Source organism: Kribbella antibiotica (assembly GCF_004349055.1).
Classification (GTDB): Bacteria; Actinomycetota; Actinomycetes; order Propionibacteriales; family Kribbellaceae; genus Kribbella; species Kribbella antibiotica.
The window spans coordinates 1-19,290 of the sequence record NZ_SMKX01000160.1 but is presented as its reverse complement, the minus strand read 5'-3'; the positions used below and the strand labels follow the sequence as shown (position 1 = coordinate 19,290).

General features: G+C 67.7%; 15 protein-coding genes. 10 read left to right on the top strand and 5 right to left on the bottom strand.

Annotated features, from left to right (window positions below; translation table 11 throughout):
* Positions 1–235: transposase (locus E1263_RS35380; RefSeq protein WP_165956754.1), on the top strand; the 235-nt coding region annotated here is incomplete at its 5' end.
* 839 nt (positions 236–1,074) lie between these two features.
* Here the strand turns inward: E1263_RS35380 and E1263_RS35375 are convergent.
* On the bottom strand, positions 1,075–4,062 hold the full coding sequence (locus E1263_RS35375) for a glycine--tRNA ligase (RefSeq protein WP_165956855.1): 2,988 nt from the start codon (positions 4,060–4,062) through the stop codon (positions 1,075–1,077).
* Between the two features lie 217 nt (positions 4,063–4,279).
* On the opposite strand from E1263_RS35375, the gene E1263_RS35370 reads away from it, so the two are divergent.
* Entirely contained in the window at positions 4,280–5,188 is a 909-nt protein-coding gene (locus tag E1263_RS35370) for a methyltransferase (RefSeq protein ID WP_202869213.1), read from the top strand.
* Complete coding sequence (locus E1263_RS35365; protein ID WP_132175505.1) at positions 5,185–5,967, top strand: alpha/beta fold hydrolase; 783 nt, start codon at positions 5,185–5,187, stop codon at positions 5,965–5,967. Before E1263_RS35370 ends, E1263_RS35365 begins: the two co-directional genes overlap by 4 nt.
* On the opposite strand, the gene E1263_RS35360 is transcribed toward E1263_RS35365, so the two are convergent.
* Complete coding sequence (locus E1263_RS35360) at positions 5,923–6,282, bottom strand: winged helix-turn-helix transcriptional regulator (RefSeq protein WP_132175503.1); 360 nt, start codon at positions 6,280–6,282, stop codon at positions 5,923–5,925. The two genes, E1263_RS35365 and E1263_RS35360, sit on opposite strands and share 45 nt — an antisense overlap.
* Before the next feature lie 61 nt (positions 6,283–6,343).
* Between E1263_RS35360 and E1263_RS35355 the strand changes: the two genes are divergently transcribed.
* Both E1263_RS35355 and E1263_RS35350 read left to right on the top strand, forming a co-directional pair.
* Positions 6,344–7,288, top strand: coding sequence for an NADP-dependent oxidoreductase (locus E1263_RS35355; RefSeq protein WP_132175501.1), 945 nt, complete (start codon positions 6,344–6,346; stop codon positions 7,286–7,288).
* 194 nt (positions 7,289–7,482) lie between these two features.
* Complete coding sequence (locus E1263_RS35350) at positions 7,483–8,082, top strand: superoxide dismutase (protein WP_132175499.1); 600 nt, start codon at positions 7,483–7,485, stop codon at positions 8,080–8,082.
* A 202-nt stretch (positions 8,083–8,284) separates the two neighbouring features.
* On the opposite strand, the gene E1263_RS35345 is transcribed toward E1263_RS35350, so the two are convergent.
* A complete protein-coding gene (locus E1263_RS35345) occupies positions 8,285–9,076 on the bottom strand; it encodes an alpha/beta fold hydrolase (RefSeq protein ID WP_132175497.1) in 792 nt (263 codons plus the stop codon).
* Positions 9,077–9,363: 287 nt separating this feature from the next.
* On the opposite strand from E1263_RS35345, the gene E1263_RS35340 reads away from it, so the two are divergent.
* The gene (locus E1263_RS35340) at positions 9,364–11,670 is read left to right on the top strand and encodes a M4 family metallopeptidase (protein ID WP_132175495.1); all 2,307 of its coding nucleotides are present in this window, start codon (positions 9,364–9,366) and stop codon (positions 11,668–11,670) included.
* 139 nt (positions 11,671–11,809) lie between these two features.
* Positions 11,810–15,895 carry a GH116 family glycosyl hydrolase gene (locus E1263_RS35335; protein WP_132175493.1) on the top strand — a complete coding sequence of 1,362 codons (4,086 nt, stop codon included), beginning with the start codon at positions 11,810–11,812 and terminating at the stop codon, positions 15,893–15,895.
* On the opposite strand, the gene E1263_RS35330 is transcribed toward E1263_RS35335, so the two are convergent.
* A complete protein-coding gene (locus E1263_RS35330; RefSeq protein ID WP_132175491.1) occupies positions 15,885–16,304 on the bottom strand; it encodes a nuclear transport factor 2 family protein in 420 nt (139 codons plus the stop codon). The two genes, E1263_RS35335 and E1263_RS35330, sit on opposite strands and share 11 nt — an antisense overlap.
* Positions 16,305–16,362: 58 nt before the next feature.
* On the opposite strand from E1263_RS35330, the gene E1263_RS35325 reads away from it, so the two are divergent.
* The 3 genes from E1263_RS35325 to snpA all read left to right on the top strand — a co-directional run bounded on the left by E1263_RS35325 (position 16,363) and on the right by snpA (position 17,935).
* Positions 16,363–16,785, top strand: a complete 423-nt coding sequence (locus E1263_RS35325; RefSeq protein WP_132175489.1) for a phage holin family protein — start codon at positions 16,363–16,365, stop codon at positions 16,783–16,785.
* Positions 16,782–17,093, top strand: a complete 312-nt coding sequence (locus tag E1263_RS35320; RefSeq protein WP_132175488.1) for a DUF3618 domain-containing protein — start codon at positions 16,782–16,784, stop codon at positions 17,091–17,093. Before E1263_RS35325 ends, E1263_RS35320 begins: the two co-directional genes overlap by 4 nt.
* Positions 17,094–17,305: 212 nt before the next feature.
* Positions 17,306–17,935: a snapalysin gene (gene snpA, locus E1263_RS35315; RefSeq protein ID WP_132175487.1), complete on the top strand. Its 630-nt coding sequence runs from the start codon at positions 17,306–17,308 to the stop codon at positions 17,933–17,935.
* Positions 17,936–18,002: 67 nt separating this feature from the next.
* On the opposite strand, the gene E1263_RS35310 is transcribed toward snpA, so the two are convergent.
* Positions 18,003–19,262, bottom strand: coding sequence for an RNA polymerase sigma factor (locus E1263_RS35310; RefSeq protein WP_202869212.1), 1,260 nt, complete (start codon positions 19,260–19,262; stop codon positions 18,003–18,005).
* Positions 19,263–19,290: the final 28 nt, after the last annotated feature.

Genomic DNA, 19,290 nt, shown 5'->3' with positions numbered 1-19,290 from the left:
TGGCCAGACCCACCGCCACCGCCTCAACCGAGGCGGCGACCGGCAAGCCAACAAAGCGCTCTACGTGATCGTCATCAGCCGACTCCGCCACGATCCACGCACCCAGGCCTACGCAGCGAAACGCACCGCCGAAGGCCTGTCAAAGAAAGACATCATCCGCTGCCTCAAACGCCTCATCGCCCGCGAGATCTACTACGTCCTACGCCAACCAAACCCCAAGCCAACCGCTGCTTGACATCCATAGGAGCATCCAAGTGCCTGCGACCGGCGTTTTCGCCCGCGGCGTGAGCGTGCTCGACAGATGTTGAGCAGGTTGGTGAGTGTCGGCGGTCCGCCCAACCCGATCAACGTGCCGCCCCCGCTCCGGCCATCAGACGACCGCCGGCCCCGCCCCGCACCCAAGGCGCCAGCCGCCCCCTTTGAGCACCGATCAGTCACCAGACACCCCTAGAACGCCTGAACCGTGCTCAAGGCCGCGCACTCGACCAGCTTTGAGCACCCACCAGTCGTTTTCCGGGGCGACCGGTGACTGATCGGTGCTCAAGGCGCGTGCTGGGTCCGCGCGGAGGCCGGCGGGCGACGAACATCGGCGGGGTTGGGGAGTGCTACCCCCTTGAATCGGCAGGTAGCGCTCCCCGAATTCCAGCAACGGATACCCAATCCACAACCGGGACCGGCCGCCGCCGGTAGACGCGTTAGCTCCCGGGATGGCAACTGCTGCCGGGCGCCTCGCGTACAGATCAACGGGTAGTGGTCTGGGCGCGGGTGAGCAGCACCGCGGGCCGACGCCTCGGGACACCGCCGTGTGGGCAGCACTACCCGTTCATCGGTACGCCACCGATCCAGCGCGCAAATCCTCCGGGTACCGCGCCGCGCTCCGGATTGCTATCGGGTGGGTTCACCCACCAGGTTGTGGGTTCACCCACCAGGTTGTGGGTTCCCCACCCGCATGGGCGTGCAGAATCCCCAAGCTCATGGGTTCACCCACCAACTGCAATCGGGTCGGGCGGCACGGCGGTAGCTGCGTGCGGGGCGACACCACCCACGCCCGAGGGTGTGGGTGGTGTCGATCGCCTACTCCGAAGGAGTGAGGCTGGTGCCTAGGGCTTGCCAGTCGAGGACTGGGGCGGCTTGGGCTCCGATGGTGGCCAGGAGGCCCAGGCGGGCGGCCTTGACCTCGGGGTCTTCGGCCATCACCAGGATCTCTTCGAAGAAGGTGGTGACGGGGTCGACGAGGACCGAGGCGGCGGGGACGAAGTCGCCCAGGGCGGTGGGCGCTTGGCCTACCTTCTCGACGGCTTCGTGCAGGGCGACCTCGGCGGGCTCGGTCAGCTTGGCTGCGTCGTACGACGCTGCCGTGCCCTCGGGGACGATTCGGCGGACGCGCTGCAGGACGGCGACCAGCTGGGCGAAGTCGGCGCTGCCGACCAGCTTCTGGAGGCTGGCCAGCGTCTCGTCCGCGACGACCGGAGCCGTTGCCAACGGCAACACTGCGGCGACCTGCAGGTGGTCGTCGCCGCGGTCGATGAGCTGCTGCTCATAACGCCGGATCGTGAACTCCACAACCTCTTCCAGCGAAGAAGCCGGTACGTCGATGCCCTGGGCACCGATCTCTGCAGCCGCGGCCTGGAGTCCGGCCGACAACGTGATCGCGCGCAGTTCGGGGTGTTCGCGCAGGATCGCGACCACACCGCCAGCGGCACGACGCAGCGCGAACGGGTCGGAGCTTCCGGTCGGCTTGGCGCCGATACCGAACAGACCCGCGAGCAGGTCGAAGCGGTCCGCGAGCGCAAGCAGCGCACCCGGGGTCGTCGACGGGACCGGGTCACCGGCCGAGCGCGGGAGCTCCATGTCGAAGAGCGCCTGGGCAACGGCCTCGGTCTCACCGGCACGGCGCGCGTACTCGCGAGCCATGGTCCCGGCGAGCGACGTCAGCTCAACCACCATCTGCGAACCCAGGTCGAACTTCGCCAGCTCAGCAGCCCGCGTCAGCGTCACCAGGTCGTCGTCCGAGACACCGGCGACGGGGGCCAGCGCGAGCGCGATCCGGCCGATGCGCCCAGCGCGGGCGGCCATCGAGCCGAGCTTCTCTTCGAAGGCGAGCTTGTCCAGCTCGGCCTTCATGTCCGCCAGCGGAGTCTCCAGGTCGGCGCGCCAGAAGAACGCGGCGTCCTCGTAGCGAGCGCGCAGCACGCCCTCGTTACCGTTCCGAACGGTTGCCTCGTTGACCGAGCCGTTGGCCACGGCCACGAAGTGCGGCAGCAGCTTGCCGTCAGCACCGCGCACCGGCAGGTACCGCTGGTGCTTGCGCATGACCGTGGTGAGGATCTCCGCCGGCAGGTCCAGGTAGTCGGCCGAGAAGTTGCCGAGGATCGGCGTCGGCTCCTCGACGAGGTTGACGATCTGGTCGAGCAGCGCGGACTCGGCCGCGAAGTCGATGCTCCCGGTGACCTCGGCGGCCAGCCGCTCGGAGGTCTCGATGATCTGCTGACGACGCTTGGCCGGGTCGGCCTCGATGCTGTGGATCCGGAGCAGGTCCAGGTAGCCCTCGGCGGACGCGATCTCCACCTTCGGCTGGGCGGCCGTGCGGTGCACGCGCGTCGTCCGGCCGGCGGCCAGCGAGGAGACGGAGACCGGCACGATCTCGTCACCGAGCAGCGCCACCAGCCAGCGGACCGGCCGGGTGAACGACAGCTTGGCGTCGTTCCAGCGCATGTTCTTGTCCGAGCGCAGCCCAGCGACGATCTCGCTCAGGACACCGCTCAGCACCTCGGCGGCCCCGCGACCCGGGTCCGGCTTGGTGACAGCGACGTACTCGACGCCGTCGGCGTCCAGAATGTGCAGCTCACTGGGGTCGACACCCTGACCGCGGGCGAACCCAGCAGCAGCCTTCGTCACGTTGCCATCGGCGTCGTACGCCGCGACCTTCTTCGGACCGCGGTTGACCTTCTCGGCATCCGGCTCACCGGCCTGCACCGCGGCGACGAACGCGACGACGCGACGCGGGGTCGCGTAGACGGTGACGTCGCCGTGGCCGAGCCGGGTCGCGCCCAGCTTCTCGGTCAGCGCGGTCTTCACGGCTGCGGCGGTCTTGGTGACCTCCGACGGCGGCATCTCTTCGGTACCGATCTCGAAGGTCAGCTGCCGTGTGCCAGTTGCGACCGGGAACGACGTCGGCGCCGGAGCGGCGGGCGGCAGTTCGGCCGTTCCGAGCGGGTGCTCAAGCTCCGTACGGCGCTCTGCCCACAGCTGAGCGACCTCGCGGGCCAGTGTGCGCATCCGCGCGAAGGCCTTGGCACGCTCGGTCGTGCTGACCGCACCACGGGCGTCGAGGACGTTGAAGGTGTGCGAGCAGCGCAGCACCTGGATGTGCGCGGGAACAGGCAGCCGCAGGTCGAGCAGGCGGCGGGCCTCGTTCGCGTACTCCTCGAACAGACGCTTCTGCGACTCGACGTCGGCGTCGTCCAGGTAGTACCGGCTCATCTCGTACTCGGCCTGGCCGAAAGCCTCGCCGTACGAGATGCCGGGCGCGTAGGAGATGTCCTTGAAGTGCGAGACGCCCTGGAGCGCCATCATGATCCGCTCGATGCCGTAGGTGATCTCCACCGACACCGGGTCGAGCGTCATACCGCCGGCCTGCTGGAAGTAGGTGAACTGGGTGATTTCCAGCCCGTCCAGCCACACCTCCCAGCCCAGACCCCACGAGCCCGTCGCCGGGTTGGCCCAGTTGTCCTCGACGAACCGGACGTCATGCGCATGGATGTCGACACCCAGCGCGGTCAGGCTCTCCAGGAACAGCTCCTGCGGGTTGCCCGGATCCGGCTTGAGCACCACCTGGAACTGGGTGTGCGTCTGCAGCCGGTTCGGGTTCTCGCCGTACCGGGCGTCGTCGGGCCGGACACTCGGCTCGACGTAGGCGACCCGCCACGGCTCGGGACCGAGCACGCGCAGGATCGTCGCCGGGTTCAGCGTCCCGGCTCCGACCTCGGTGTTGAACGGCTGCACGATCATGCAGCCCCGGTCGGTCCAGTACTTCGTCAGCGCGATCAGCGCGTCCTGCATGGTGAGCACAGCAAACCTCAAGCCGTCTTCGGGGATCCTGAGCGCGATTCTATTCGGTTTTCACCGCCTAGAATTACCGGGTGACCTCGCCCCTGCATGCAGCGGTAGTCCGCTAGTTCCGTCGTCCGCTCCCCGGCGCCGATCAGGCCTCCGGGTGAGCCGTGCTGCCCTCAGACCATTTCACCTGGCAGGGACGACTCTCTTGAATCTCATCACCGTGGACGACACCACGTCCGCGGATCGGGCGCTGCGCCTGATCCGCCAAGGCTCCACCCTCCGCTGGGAGGGCGATTTCCACAATGCGAGACAACTGCTGGCGGCGCTGGGCAGGCGTACCCGGCATGTTCAGCACCTCAACGCGTTGCTGATAACAACAAACGACTACGCGATCCGGTTGCGCCGAGCCCCAGATGTCGCCGCGGCCTGCCGCGAGGCGTATGGGCCGCCGAACGGCGAGCGCTTGATCCCCTTGCGCGAGCTGCTGGGGGTGATCGGGGCGCATCAACACCGCAAACGCGGCATCTATCTTGCGGCCCTGAATGCGCGGATCCATCCGCACTACGGGGTGTTCGCACCGACAAGATCCGAGTACGTCGACCTGGTCGCGGCCGAGCCGTTACCGCCGACCGAGGTCGCGTTCGACCTCGGAACCGGAACCGGCGTACTCGCAGCCGTGTTGCTCAGAAGGGGAATCACAAAGGTAGTTGCTACAGACAACAATCCCCGAGCGGTCGCGTGTGCCCGGGAGAACCTGCGGGGCCGGGCCGAGGTGATCGAGGCCGACTTGTTTCCGCCTGGGCGAGCCGACTTGGTCGTTTGTAATCCGCCATGGGTTCCGGGGCGGGTGAACACGATGCTCGACACCGCCGTGTACGACGAAGACAGCCGGATGCTGCGCGGGTTCCTGCGTGGAGTCGGGGACCACCTCACACCGGACGGGGAGGCGTGGTTGGTGATGGGGATTCGACCCCAGGAGGAGATGCTCGCCGAGTTCCGCGCAGCTGGACTCCGCGTGCTGGGGCGGACTGGCGCCGTACCGACTCATCGGCGGGCCCGGAGCGATGAGACGACTTATTTGTGGCGGCTGCGTCCATCCGACGCCAACCCATTCGTGGAGAAGGCATGAACAACACAGACCTTTACTACGAAGTACGTGGCAACGGACCGCTCGTCGTACTGGTGGGCGCACCGATGGATGCGGATGCGTTCGCACCACTGGCTGACCTCCTGGCGGACGGGTACAGCGTGCTGACGACAGACCCACGCGGTATCAACCGCAGCAGACTGGCAGGCAGTACGTCGACTCCCGAGCAGCGGGCGGACGACCTGGCACAGCTGATCCGGTACGTCGATCGCGGGCCGGCCGTGGCGTTCGGATCGAGCGGTGGAGCCGTGAGCGTGTTGGCGCTCGCCCAGCGCCACCCGGACACAGTGCGGGCCGTGATTGCGCACGAGCCCCCACTGGATCGCCTGGTGCCCGACGGCGACGAACTGCTCGCGAAATCGGAGAAGCTGATGGCCGACTACCTCAGCGGTGACACGGTCGGCGCCTGGGAGCAGTTCTTCGCCCTGGCGAACATCGAACTGCCGCCCGGGATGGCGCAGCAGATGTTCAGCGGTGAACGTGGCGCCGACGAGCGGTTCTGGTTCGCGCATGAGATGCGGGAGTCGATCAGTTGGCAACCGGACATCGCCCGGCTGAGCGCCGTGCAGGTGGTCGTCGGCATCGGCGAGGACTCAACCGGTCAGCTCTGCGATCGGACCTCGACCGCATTGGCCGAGCTGCTCGGTGTCGCTCCGACGAGATTCCCCGGCGGTCACACCGGCTTCGCGGACGACCCGAAGGGATTCGAGCCGGCCCTACGCCGTCAGCTTGTCGAGGTTGAGTTCGACCCAGGTGCGTAGACCCGACAACGGCACCGAGACGCTGACGCCAAGCTCAGTCAGCGAGTACTCGACGTGCAGCGGCACCGCGGGGTAGATCTCGCGGTGCAGGAAGCCGTTCTCCTCCAGGCGGCGCAGGGTGGCAGTCAGCACCTTCGGGCTGATGCCCTGCAGCCGCCGCTGCAGCTCGCCGAACCGCAGCGGGCCGTCCTCCAGCGCACCGATCGCCAGAGCAGCCCACTTGTTCGCGAGCAGGTCGAGGACCTCGCGGCACGGGCACTGCGCCGCATAGACGTCGTGGTGGTCGTGCTTCCCGGTCGCACAAAGAGTGGTCACTTTCCAAAAGATAGCAGGCGCCCTTGCGGGAAACTAGGGCCTCACGGATAGCGTCCGAGCCATGAGAGCTATCAATCAAAAAGAGTTCGGTGGTCCAGAGGTCCTGCAGCTGGTCGAGGTCGACCGACCCGAGCCCCTGCCGACCGAGGTCCTGGTCCGCGTCCATGCAGCCGGGGTGAACCCGGTCGACGCCAAAACTCGCGCCGGCGGCGGCGTGGCCGGCGTCCTCGGCGAGCTGCCGTTCATCCTCGGTTGGGACGTGTCGGGCGTCGTCGAGGCGGTCGGCCACGGCGTACACACACTGAAGGTCGGCGACGAGGTCTACGGGATGCCGTGGTTCCCGCGCGCCGCCTCCGCGTACGCCGAGTACGTGACCGCGCCGTCGCGACACTTCGCCCGCAAGCCTTCCAACCTGACCCACACCGAGGCTGCGGCACTCCCCCTCGCCGGACTGACGGCGTACCAGATCTTGACGGCGCTGGCCGACGTACAGAAGGACCAGCGCGTACTCATCCACGCGGCCGCAGGCGGAGTCGGCCACCTGGCCGTCCAGTTCGCGAAGGCGCTCGGCGCCCACGTCATCGGTACGGCGAGTGCCGCCAAGCACGAGTGGTTGCGCGAACTCGGCGCCGACGAGCTGATCGACTACACGGCAACCGCCGTCGAGGACGCGACCGGCGATATCGACGTGGTGGTCGATTTGATCGGCAGCGAGACCACCCTCAGCCAGTCGATCAAGGTCCTGAAGCCGGGCGGACTGCTCGTCGCGGTGCCGTCCGGGACCTCCCCCGAGCTGCTCGAGGCCGCGAAACAGGCCGGTGTCCGGGTGGCGTCGTACCTGGTCGAGCCCGACGGGCACGCGCTGGACGAGATCACCGAACTGGTCGAGAGCGGCGCCGTACGGGTTGAGGTCGAGCAGGTCTTCCCGTGGACCGAGGTCGCCGCGGCGCACCGGGCCCAGGAGTCCGGCCGGACCAGGGGGAAGCTCGTCCTCGAGGTGAACTGAGACGCAGCGTCGGGTACTGCGGGGTCATGTGTAAGGCTGGTGGCGTCCGGTGATTGGTACCAGCAGGCATCGGGCACCGGTCCGAGGTGCTGCCGGGACCCGTCCCTCCGCGTGGCGTCTTGACCTCAACCGTGGTTGAAGTTTCAAGCTGGACAGGTATCCCGGCCCCCGCAGGCCCCGACGAAGGAGCAGAGTTGACCACGTACACGCTTCCCGATCTCCCCTATGACTACAGCGCACTGGCGCCGAGCATCGCCGGTGAGATCATGGAGCTGCACCACTCCAAGCACCACGCGACCTATGTGAAGGCTCTGAACGACACCCTCGACAAGCTGGCCGAGGCCCGCGACAAGGGCGACTTCGGCTCGATCGTCGGCCTCGAGAAGACGCTGGCCTTCAACCTCGGCGGTCACGTCAACCACTCGATCTTCTGGCAGAACCTCTCCCCGGACGGCGGCGACAAGCCGGACGGTGAGCTGAGCGCAGCGATCGACGAGTCCTTCGGTTCGTTCGACGGCTTCCAGGCGCACTTCACCGCCGCCGCCACCACGATCCAGGGCTCCGGCTGGGCCATCCTCGGCTGGGACACGCTGGGCAGCCAGCTGCTCATCCACCAGCTGTACGACCAGCAGGGCAACCTGCCGGCCGGCCAGGTGCCGATCGCGATGCTGGACATGTGGGAGCACGCCTTCTACCTGCAGTACAAGAACGTGAAGCCGGACTACGTCAAGGCCTGGTGGAACGTCGTCAACTGGGCCGACGCCCAGGAGCGCCTTACCGCCGCTCGCGGCTGATTCAGCACCCCTAGTGATCCGTGTCTGAAGTTGCTTGGCAGTAGGCGGTGTTCAGGTGCGTGCATCGTGGTGCCGGAGAAGCTGCCTCGATGCTCTTTATCGTGGCTGTTTCTCCGGTGCCGCGAGGTGCGTGCCTGGGCGCCGCATACGTCAAGAAACTTTGGACACGGACCACTGGGCCCCGGCGCAACCGCTCAGCGGTTCACCGGGGCCTTGTGCTGTATTCGGCGATCACCGGAGCGATCGCCTTGGCCGCCATCATGTGCGTCTGACCAGGCACTTCGTGCAGCTCCGCCCCCGGTACGGCGGCCGCCACCGCAGCGACCGAGTTCTTCATCCACACCGGACTCTTGCCGCCGAACACGGTCAGCACCGGTACGTCGATCGCCGCCCACTGCGTTGTGTCGAGCGGCCGGCCAACCCCGTTGTGCGCGACGCAGCGAGCGTCGTACGGGAGGGTGTGAGCCACCGCCTTCAGCTGCTTCCAGGCCGGCATCAGCCGCATCATCGTCACCATCGGCCCGGGCAGCCCGACACCGCGCGTCATGAAGTAGTGCACGGCCGCCGCCGGATCCCGCGCCTCGAGGTCCGCAACGAAGCTGTCCGGCATCGGCTTGCGGGTGCCGTCGACGACGAACGGCGGCTCGAACGCGATCAGCTTCACGATCGGCAGCCCGGCATTCGCGGCCGCCAGCGCGAGCGCTGCGCCGGACGAGGTGCCATAGACGTACGCCGAGCCGCCCGCGACCTCGATCATCGCGGCCAGGTCCTCGATCTCGCGCTCGACGGCGTACTCTCCCGCGTCGCCGGAGTCGCCCCGGCCGCGGCGGTCGTAGTTGTAGACCGTGAAGCGATCCGCGAGCAGCTCGGCGAGTTCGGGCATCGGGCCCTGGGCGCGGCTGCAGAGCGCGCCGTCGACCAGGACCAGCGCCGGGCCGGAGCCACGCTGGTCATAGGCGATCGTCGTACCGTCTTTGGAGGTCGTGGTGTGCATGGCACTGCTCCTTGTCGAAGTTGGTCTTTGGCAGTGCGTCGAACATCCTCCGGCCAGATCGACACAGAGTGCGGAAATAACGCGGGGTAAGGAGGAAAACCCGTGTACTTCAGTGCCGAATGTGAGGTGGATCACACCCGGTCGCGATCTGAAGTCGCCGGATGACAGGGTGCGGTCAACAAGCGTCCGCCCCGCTTGTCCTGAGGTGGGGCCGTGACGTTCCGGCCAGGAACGAGCTTGGGGGCTCGTCCACGTTCCTGGCGCCACACGGAACTGGGAGGAATTCTGTGAAAGCCCGAACCTGGCTCGCCGGCCTTGCCGCCGGTGCAGTCGCTTTGACCCTGGCAGCGCCCAACGCTGCCATCGGCGCCCCGGCCGCGGACCCGGCTCCGAAGCCGACGGTCCGCCAGCTCGACACCCCGACGGGTGGCGGCGCCGGAATCGTTGCCAAGCGCGATGCCCTCGGCCGCGCCCACTCGATCCGCCCGACTACTCCGCTCACGGCTCCGAAGGCTGTGGCCTCGCGGGCAGCCAAGGCTGCCACCAGCCGGCCCGACTCGGCCGCTGTCGCCAAGGCTCAGGTCGACGCCGTCGCGCCGTACTTCGGTGCCCGCCCGGCCGACCTGGTGGCGACCGGTACCTCGATGTCGGAGTACGGCTCGCAGACCCGCTTCCAGCAGACCATCGACGGTGTCGAGGTGTTCGGCGGCCAGATCGTCACGAACCTCGACAAGGCGGGCTCCCTGGAGTCCGCCAACGGTGAGGTCGCGCTCTCGACGTACGGCGCCTTCCCGGCCGCCGACAAGGTCGATGCCGCCAAGGCCAAGGCGCAGGAGTCCGCGCTGGCTGCCGTCGCCAAGCAGGGTAAGCTCGACGCCTCGAAGCTGACGGCTGAGCTGACCGGACCACGCTGGTTCGACGTGGGCCTGATGACCCGTACGCCGGGCTCGGTCGCCATCCCCGTCTACCTCTACGAGGTGCACGGCCCCGGCGATGTCCGCTGGCAGGCCATGGTGCACGCCACCGGCCAGGCCCTGCTCGCCTGGGACCTGAGCGAGAAGATCAACCGCGTCGTCTGCGACGCGAACCGCGCCATCATCCAGACCGGTGGCGAGGACGTCCGCTGCGGCACCGGCAAGGCGTTCGAGCCCACGCGGGTCGAGGGCGGCCCGGTCTCCGAGGTCCAGGACGTCAACCAGGTCTTCGACTTCTTCGGCGACACCTCCGACACCTACGCGTCGATCGGCACCGATCTGACCAACCTGATCGGCGTCGACTACGGCGACGGCAAGGGCAAGGCGCTCCGCGGCACCGTCCGGATCTGCGTCGACGGCGGCTGCCCGTTCGCCAACGCGTTCTGGAACGGCGAGCAGATGGCCTTCGGCGAGGGCGTCTCCACCGACGACGTGACCGGCCACGAACTGACCCACGGCGTCACCCAGCACACCTCGGCCCTGGCCTACCTGTGGGAGTCCGGCGCGATCAACGAGTCGCTGTCCGACATCATGGGCGAGTTCGTCGACCTGACCAACGGCTCCGCGGACGACACCGCCGAGAACCGCTGGCAGATCGGTGAGGGCTCCAGCCTCGGCGTCATCCGCAGCATGTCCGACCCGGGCAAGTTCAACGACCCGGACAAGATGACGAGCGCCAACTGGTTCGACGACACGTTCTTCCAGGACAACGGCGGCGTGCACCTGAACTCGGGCGTCGGCAACAAGACGGCGTACCTGGTCGCCGACGGCGGCTCCTTCAACGGCCAGAAGATGCTCGGTATCGGCCTGGCCCGCTCCGAGGTGCTGTGGCACGAGACGCAGAAGGTGCTCACCACCGGCGCCGACTACGGCGACCTCGCCGAGGGCCTGCGTGCGACCTGCGACAAGCTGGCCAAGAAGAAGAAGTCGGGCATGACCAAGAAGGACTGCGCCCAGGTCGAGCTGGCCATCAAGGCCACCGAGCTCGACAAGGAGCCGGCCATCGGCCTCCCGGCCCAGGCCCCGGTCTGCGACACCGCCGGCGCCAAGGTCAAGAACCTGCTGAAGACCTCCTTCACGGAGTACCCGGACGGCAAGGTCGTCCGCGACGCAGGCTGGGTGCTCGGCAAGGCCGAGGGCGTCGAGGGTTCCGCGGTCGACACGTCGTACAGCAAGGACGGTGACGACTCCATGTTCGGCATGGTGACGGCGCCGGACCAGGCGATCGGCATCCAGACCGCCAACGGCACCAAGATCAAGAACCAGAAGACGTACCTGCGCTTCCAGCACGCGTACAACTTCTACAACGTGTTCATCATCTACGCGATCCGCACCGGCGTCGCCACCTTGGAGTACTCCGACAACGGTGGCGCCACCTGGAAGGACACCGCTGGCCTGTCCGGCTGGACCAACGGCCCGTCGATCGACGCGAACTTCGACGACGAGCCGGCCACCTGGCACGGCAACTCCGGCGGCTGGGAGACCAGCCGTCTGGACCTGAGCCAGTTCCAGGGCAAGCAGGTCAAGTTCCGCTGGACCCTGCACGGCAAGGACAACGTAGACCTCGTCCCGGCCAACTGGTGGCTGGACAACGCGAGCATCTACACCTGCTCGAAGTAGTACTGCGCTACGTCCCGAGGCCCGGTGGATCCGTCCGCCGGGCCTCGGCCTTTTCACCACGGGGAAATCGATTCCCGGGACGATGTCAGCGGGCTAGTGTGCTGGCGAGGAGTGCCCCCACCGCCCCCGGGAGACCGTCATGCCGCACCAATCCGAGCCGCCCGCCTCTAATCTCTCCGCTTGCGACAACCCTTCGTGTGGCGGTACCTGCCCGAAGGCCGGCGTCGCCCGGCGGACGTTCCTCTCCATCAGCGCCGCGGGCCTGGGCGTGCTCGCGGCACCGGACGCTTTGCGTGCTGCAGCCGCACCCCGCGCGCCCCTCACCGCGGCTGAGTCTGCTGCGCTGACTGACCGCGGCGTGCCAACGGAGTACTCCGGTACGGCGCTCGCCCGCATCGGCATGCCTGTCGGCGGTGGCTGCGCAGGCCAGGTCTACCTGGCCGGCGACGGCCGCATGTGGGGCTGGGATGTCTCCAACGCCCTGAGCTACCCACTCGGCGGCGCAGACTTCGCCGGAACGCACTACGTCGCTCCCTTGTCCGCCGACGCTCCCGGCGCGACCCGCTTCCGCCAGGGCTTTGCACTGCGCACCGGTACAGACACCCGGTACGTCGATGCTCGCGGCTTCAGCGATGTGCGCTTCACCGGCCAGTATCCGATCGGCCGCGTCTCCTACGGCGGAAACCCGGTAGCCGTCACCCTCGACGCGTTCTCACCGTTCATTCCGCTCGAGACACTCGACTCAACGCTCCCGGCAACCGTCTTCGCGTTCACGCTGCGGAACACGTCCATGTCGGCGGTTGATGCGACGCTGCTCGGCTACTCCGAGAACCCGGTCTGCCTCGACAGCCGCCGCAACCAGCCGACCAGTCAGCGCGCCACTGCCTTCGCGAACGGCATCGAGTGGTCCGCAGCCGACCCCACGACCACCTCTCGGGCAGACATCCTGTTCGAGTCCTGGGAACGCGACACCTACGACGGCTGGACCGCCACCGGCACGGCCTTCGGGGCCGGCCCTGTGGCCGTGGCAGCCGTCCCGGAGTACATGCGGCGATTCGGGGATCTGCGCGCCCACGGGACGCGGTTCGTCACGTCACACAACTACCGGGCCAACCCGGACGACATCGACGGCGCGGACGCGCATCAGGGCACGCTCACCAGCGCGCCGTTCGCGGTGGAGCGGAAGTACATCGCGGTGTCGATCGGCGGCGGCACCCGGCCACAAGTCCAGGTCGTTGTCGACGGCAACATCGTGGCCACGGCAAGCGGCGCAGACGCCGAGCCGATGACCGTACGGTTGCTGGACGTGTCGGCGTACCAGGGTCGCACCGCCCAGCTACGCCTGGTCGACAACGTCGCCGGCGCCTGGGCACACCTCAACGTGGACCGGATCGTTTTCAGCGACCGCGCCGACGTCGTCTTCGAGAGCTGGACCAGCGACACCTACGGCGCCTGGATGACAACCGGCGATGCCTTCGGCAGCGGCCCGGTGAAACCGGAGCAGACCCCAGCCCTGATGCAGCGGTACGGCGACTTGAACGTGACCGGCGCCCGCTTCGTCACGTCGTACAACTTCCGCCTCACCGGCGATCCGGACAACCGCACCGGCACCCTGACCAGCCCGCCGTTCGAGATCTCCCGCCGGTACGTCGCCATCGCGATCGGCGGCGGCAATCGCGGTGCCGTGAATGTAGTTGTCGACGGCAACGTCGTGGCCACCGCAACCGGAACCACCAGCGAGCCGCTCGTCGGCCAACTGCTTGATGTCGGCAACTATGAGGGCAAGACCGCGCGCATCCAGGTGGTCGACAACGTGACCGGCGCGTGGGCGCATCTCAACATCGGTGGCGTCACCTTCACCGACCGCGCCGACATCCTCTTCGAGGACTGGGAACGCACCAACTACTCCGGCTGGACAGTCACCGGTACGGCGTTCGGCGCCGGCCCGGTCGCCGTCTCGGAGACCCCGGCCGACTTCCGCCGGCCCTTCGGCAACCGCACCGAGCTGAATGTCTCCGGCACCCGACTCGTCACGTCGTACAACTTCCGTGACGGCTCACTCGACGGCTCCCAAGGGACGTTGACCAGCCGCGTCTTCACCATCGACCGCCGCTACATCACTGTGTGGGCAGGCGGTGGCAGCAACCCGGCGACAACCGCAGTCAACCTCCTCGTCGATGGCGCCGTCGTCGCTACCGCCACCGGCGCGGACATCGAACCGCTCGACGCGATCTGCTGGTCGGTCGGCCGCTGGGCCGGGAAGTCCGCACAGATCCAGATCATCGACAAATCCTCCGGCGGTTGGGGGCATGTCAACGTCGACCGGATCATCTTCAGCGACCGCCCGATCCGCCAGCAACCCGTTGCCGAGCGCACCGATGCGGGCAGCTTCGCGCTCGCCGCGCTCACGCCGGGCGCCGTCGTACGGCGATCGATCGCGGCGTGGTCAACGCCGACCGAACTGTTCACTGCAGCGGATGGTCCGGCTGAGGTCGATGACTCGGACACCCAGGTCGGCACGGTTGCGCTCAGCGTGCGCCTGGAGCCTGGTGAATCGAAGACCCTGCGCTTCACCCAAGCCTGGTTCTACCCAACGCCCGAACGCCGCCACTTCGGCCACCTCACCAACGGCTCGACGTTCCTCCGCCACTACGCCACGCGCTTCAACTCGGCCCGGCAGGTCACCGAACACATCAGCGCGAATCTCGAGCGGCTGGAGTCAGGAACCCGCACCTGGGCCCAGACCTGGTACGACGATTCCACCTTGCCCCACTGGTTTCTCGAGCGAACCTTCGCGACCGCATCGACGATCGCGACCGGCACCTGCTACCGCTGGAGCGACGGCCGTTTCTACGCCTGGGAAGGCGTCTACTGCTGTCACGGCACCTGCCAGCACGTGTGGAGTTACGCCCAGGCGATCGGCCGATTGTTCCCCGAGCTCGAACGCGACACCCGCGAGCGGGTCGACCTCGGCATCGCCTACAAACCCAGCGGCGAGATCGCGAACCGCGGCGAATCCGGTGATGCTGCTTCGTCGTTCGCGGACGGCCACTGCGGCACGATCCTGCGCATCTATCGCGAACACCAGATGAGCCCGGATGCGGCCTTCCTCAACCGGGTCTGGGCAAAGGTGAAGACCTCGGTCGAATTCGTCATCTCGACGCGGGACGGCGCCGACCAGGACGGCATCTTCCGCGGTGGGCAGTGGAACACCTTGGACACCGAGTGGTTCGGCGAGATCCCCTGGCTGAGCGGCCTGTACGTCGCTGCGTTGCGGGCCGCTTCCGCGATGGCGACCGAGATGGGCGACCCGACCGCGGCCACGCGCTATCGCACGATCGCCGACCGAGGTTCGTCGTACCTGAATGGCTCGCTGTGGAACGGCTCCTACTACATCCAGAAGGTCGACCCGGCGCATCCGGCGGCGAACACGAACCGCGGTGTGTTCATCGACCAGATGTATGGGCAGACGTACGCCGCGCAGCTCGGGCTGCCCCGCGTGTTCGCGGCGGACAAGGCGCGGACCGCGCTGACCAGCCTGTATCGCAACAACTTCCAGCCGAACCCAGCGGCGTACCGGCCACCGGGCATCCCCGCTGGCCGCGTGTACACGACCGCCAACGAGCCGGGCACGATCATGGCCACCTGGCCGAACGGCGGATCGAACGAGGCCGGATCGCACCCGTACTTCAACGAGGTATGGACCGGGCAGGAATGGCAGTTCGCGGCACAGCTGTTCGCGGAGGGTCTTACGACTGAGGGTCTTGCGGTGTCGCGAGCGATCTACGACCGGCATCGCGGCGAGAAACGCAATCCCTACAACGAGATTGAGGCCAGCGACCACTACGCGCGAGCGATGATGAGCTTCGGCACGTACCTGGCGGCGTGCGGCTACGAATACCACGGACCACGCGGTCATCTCGGGTTCGCGCCGCGGCTCACGCCGGAGGAATTCGCCTGTGCCTTCACTGCCGCCGAGGGCTGGGGCCGCTACCACCAATCCCGTACGGCGACCGCGCAAACCGCGAGCGTGGAGGTCCGCCACGGCCGGGTCCGGCTGGCGTCACTCGCCTTCGAAACCGCGCGCCCAGCAACGGCCGTCGCCGTAACCCACGCCGGTACGACGCTGCCCGCCACGCTCGCGGTGAGCGGAAACCGAGCCGTGGTCACGCTCGGCACGGCTGTCGTCGTCACGGATGAGCTGGTCATCACCCTTACGGCATAGCGAGGCCTTCGCGCTCGTCGTCCCAGGCGGCTGCGCTGATCCGCCAGCCGGCCGCGGTCCGGACGAACTGCACCGTCTTCATCCCGCGGCCGGTGAACGCGACGCCGTCCTGCTTGCCTTCCTTGGCATAGGCGCCGTACCAGTGCGCGATGTCGCCGAAGACCTCGAGGCGGCCGTCGAGCGGCCACTCGTGGAAGTCGGTGAGCGTGCCTTCGGTGAGGAGCGCGCGGCGGGGCGCGATGAACTCGTCAACCGTGTAGGCGAGCGGCTCGCTGCCGCACGTGCGGACGATGACGGCCTGCGGGATGAACAGCTCGGGGAGCGCATCGAGGCGCTCCTCGCAGTCGGGGCCGGAGACGAACGCGGCGAAGAAACGGTCGATGAGCTCATTGAGGGCGGTCTCGTCCATGTTCACAACCTAATCGGATGGGTACCGGGAGTGACAACCGATCACGGGAGGCCCAGAAATGAGCGCGCGTTCAGGCGTCGTACGGGAAGAGCATGTCGGTGCGCTGGTCAGCGATCTGACCAGTGACATGAGTCGGCTGGTTCGGGACGAGCTGCAACTGGCGAAGGCCGAACTCAAGGACAAGGGCAAAGAGGCCGGGGTCGGAATCGGCCTGTTCGGCGGGGCCGGGACGGTCGCGCTGTACGGACTCGGCGCGCTGATCGCGGCAGCCATCTGTGGGCTCGCCGTCGTCCTGCCCGCGTGGCTGGCCGCACTGATCGTCGCGTTCGTGCTGTTCGCGGTGGCGGCGGTCGCAGCACTGCTCGGGAAACGCCATGTCAGTCAAGCAACTCCGCCCATTCCGCAACGCGCCGTCGAGGGTGTCCACGAGGACATCCAAGCCCTCAAAGGCCATCACCCGGAAGGGACTCTGACCTCATGAAGCACCGCGAAGACCTGACTGAAACCGAGGCTCTGCGCCTCGAGCTGGAACAGACGCGTCAGCACCTGTCCGAGACCGTGCAGGCTCTGACCCACCAGCTGAACGTGCCCAAGCGCTTGAAGGAAAGCGCCACCGAGGCCGGCCTGCGGATGAAGGACAGTGCAGGGATGGCCGGCCTCCGCGTGAAGGACACGGCCACGCAGGTTCCGGCGATGACCAAGCAACACCCGAAGGCAACCGCCGCGGTCGGAGGCGCCGTACTGCTCGGTGCCGGCGCAGCCGCCTGGCTGGCGACCCGGCACAAGTAGTCCGCGGGCTATCGGTTGAAGCTATCCCCTTGCCTCTGGGCGAGGGGATAGCGGGTTTTCCGCAGGACGGCAAGGAATTGTGAGGGTTATCCCCTGTGTTCGGGGCGAGGGGATGCATACAGCGAACAGGTTTGGCATTCTCCGTTTTGTTAGCAACCTGTAGTCCCCCAGTTGCTGGCAGTATCCGCCGCCCATCGGAGTGAGGCCCGCCCATGTCCTACCGTCATGCCCTGACCACCCTCGCTGTGCTTGCCACCGCGATCGTCGCCCCGGTCGCCACCGCCAGTGCAGCACCGGCCCCCGAGGCCGCGCCGACCACCACCTGGTCGTCGTACACCGGATCGCAAGCCGACGAGGCCGCGTCCAAGGCCTTCTACGACGCGGTGATGAAGTCCGCGCTCGCCCAGCAGGCCAAGGCCGCCAAGTCGGGCCAGAAGCTCGCTGCGGTCACCGTCCGGTACCGCGCCGGCGGCGCACCGAGCTTCCAGTCGCAGATCAGCCGCAGCACGCAGATCTGGAACTCCTCGGTGACCGACGTCCAGCTGGTCCAGGTCGGCAACACCGCTGCCTACGACTTCTACTACACCGAGGGCAATGACTCTCGCGGGTCGTACGCTTCCACCAATGGCCACGGCCGGGGATACATCTTCCTCGACTACCGCCAGGCCCAGCAGTACGACCCGACCCGGATCACCGCCCACGAGACCGGACACGTGCTCGGACTGCCGGACCACTACTCCGGCCCGTGCTCGGAGCTGATGTCCGGTGGTGGCCCCGGCACCTCCTGCACCAACCCGAACCCGAACGCCGCCGAGCGCAGCCGCGTCAACCAGCTCTGGTGAACCACCGCTAGACCCCTCCCAGCCCGGGAGCCTCCGCTGCAAGGGGCTCCCGGGCTGTTCTTTGCTGTCAGCAGGCCGCGGCGCGCTCCAGCAGGAGGGTGCGTTCGCGTTCGTTGCGGGTCAGGCCGGCGGCCTTCTCGAACTCCTTGCGGGCTTCGTCGAAGCGGCCGAGCTTGAAGAGCAGATCGCCGCGGACGCTCGGAAGCAGGTGATAGTCCTTCAGCGACGGCTCATCGGCGAGGGCATCCACCGCTTCCAGACCTTGCGCAGGACCGGACGCCATCGAGATCGCGACCGCACGGTTGAGCTCGACGACCGGCGACGGAACGAGCTGCGCCAGTACGGCGTACAGGCCGGCGATGCGGGCCCAGTCGGTGTCGTCGGGATCGGCGGCGCGGGCGTGGCAGGCGGCGATTGCAGCCTGCACGAGATACGGGCCGGGTGGTTTGTCCAGGGCCCAGGCGCGGTCGAGGCCGGCCAGGCCGCGGTTGATCAGCAGGCGGTCCCAGCGGCGGCGGTCCTGTTCGAGGAGCAGCACCGGTTCGCCATCGGGGCCAACGCGAGCGTTCGCGCGCGACGACTGCAACTCCATCAGAGCCAGCAGGCCGTGCACCTCGGGCTCCTCAGGCATCAGCTCGGCCAGCAACCGGCCGAGCCGCATCGCCTCGTTGCACAACGTCGGCCGCATCCAGTCGTCGCCGGCGGTCGCGGAGTAGCCCTCGTTGTAGATCAGGTAGACGACCTCAAGCACACTGCCCAAGCGATCCAGCAACTCCGGCCCGGCCGGGACCTCGAAACCCACCTCGGCCTTGGCCAGATTGCGCTTGGCGCGCACGATCCGCTGCGCGATCGTCGACTCCGGCGCCAGGAACGCGCGCGCGATCTCGTCCGTCTTCAACCCGCCGAGCAGCTTCAGCGTGAGCGTCACCCGTGCATCCATCGTCAGCACCGGATGGCACGCCGTGAACACCAGCCGCAACAGGTCGTCCTCGATGGTGTCCTCGAGAATCGCCTCCACGTCATCCTCGACACTCTCCCCGTCGAGCTCCAGCTCGTGCCCCATCTCCTGGAGCTTGCGCTGGTACGTGTCCTTGCGCCGAATCAGATCGATCGCCCGCCGCTTGGCGATCGCCATCAGCCAGGCCCCAGGATTCTTCGGTACGCCGGACTCCGGCCACTGCTCCAGCGCAGCCACCAGCGCATCCCCCGCCAACTCCTCGGCGAGCCCCACATCCCGCACGATCCGAGCCACTCCCGCGACAATCCGCGCCGACTCAATTCGCCATACCGCATCAACAGCCTCAGCCGCCGCCCCGTCAACCGTCACCCGCCGATAAAACCCCACAACCCCCCAA

Excerpts from the sequence above, each read along its gene's own strand:
- E1263_RS35325 (WP_132175489.1), top strand. The coding sequence starts at position 16,363 with ATGAGCGCGCGTTCAGGCGTCGTACGGGAAGAGCATGTCGGTGCGCTG.
- E1263_RS35330 (WP_132175491.1), bottom strand. The coding sequence starts at position 16,304 with ATGGACGAGACCGCCCTCAATGAGCTCATCGACCGTTTCTTCGCCGCG.
- E1263_RS35345 (WP_132175497.1), bottom strand. The coding sequence starts at position 9,076 with ATGCACACCACGACCTCCAAAGACGGTACGACGATCGCCTATGACCAG.
- E1263_RS35375 (WP_165956855.1), bottom strand. The coding sequence starts at position 4,062 with ATGCAGGACGCGCTGATCGCGCTGACGAAGTACTGGACCGACCGGGGC.
- E1263_RS35335 (WP_132175493.1), top strand. The coding sequence starts at position 11,810 with ATGCCGCACCAATCCGAGCCGCCCGCCTCTAATCTCTCCGCTTGCGAC.
- E1263_RS35365 (WP_132175505.1), top strand. The coding sequence starts at position 5,185 with ATGAACAACACAGACCTTTACTACGAAGTACGTGGCAACGGACCGCTC.
- snpA (WP_132175487.1), top strand. The coding sequence starts at position 17,306 with ATGTCCTACCGTCATGCCCTGACCACCCTCGCTGTGCTTGCCACCGCG.
- E1263_RS35320 (WP_132175488.1), top strand. The coding sequence starts at position 16,782 with ATGAAGCACCGCGAAGACCTGACTGAAACCGAGGCTCTGCGCCTCGAG.
- E1263_RS35355 (WP_132175501.1), top strand. The coding sequence starts at position 6,344 with ATGAGAGCTATCAATCAAAAAGAGTTCGGTGGTCCAGAGGTCCTGCAG.